Here is a 675-nt window from a genome sequence, read left to right on the forward strand (position 1 = left end):
GACCAGGCCGGGCGTGCCGCCGCCGCGCTGCCGCGCGGCGAGCACCGCGACCTGCAGCGCTACCACTCGGTGCAGCAGCTGCTGCCGGCGATCTACGGCGTCGGCCGGCACGGCGTGCCGCGCTCGGCACCGCCGCAGGCACGGGCGCGCGCCCAGCAGCTGCAGACCTACCTGCTGATGATGGAGCAGGTGATCGCGCAGGGGCTGGCCCAGGTGCAGCACCTGCGCGAGCTGTTCTCGGTGAATGGCGGCTCGGCCAGGACGCTGTGGTCGCAGATGATCGGGCCCGACAGCGTGCCGGGCGTCGAGCGGTTGCAGCTCGCGCCGGCGGCGCAGATCGAGCAGGCGGTGTACCCGCCGTTCGACCGCTCGGCGCGGCGCAAGAGCCGGGCGCTGGACCACCTGCTGGCGTTGCACGGCGAGAACTACACGCAGAACTCGCTGCGCCCGTTCTTCGGCCACCACTCGCCGCAGGAGCTGGAATCGCTGCTGCTGGAGAACAAGGCGGCCTACCTGAGCGACATCGTGCGGCTGACGCGCGACCGCGCCGGCGGGTTCGATCCGGGGCGCCCGTCCTGGGGCGTGCTGGACAACGGCAGCGGCCTGCAGCGCCGCGCCTCGCTGCTGCTCGGCCTGCGCCTCGGCCACCCGCGCTCGCTGACGCAGGCGCTGCGC

Annotated in this window: 1 protein-coding gene; it reads left to right on the plus strand. The window is 74.1% G+C overall.

What is annotated here, in order from left to right:
* On the plus strand, window positions 1-675 hold a 675-nt coding region (locus AC1D01_RS37545; RefSeq protein WP_477875018.1), incomplete at both ends, for a hypothetical protein.

It is taken from the genome of Rhizobacter sp. P3_B12 (assembly GCF_056402895.1).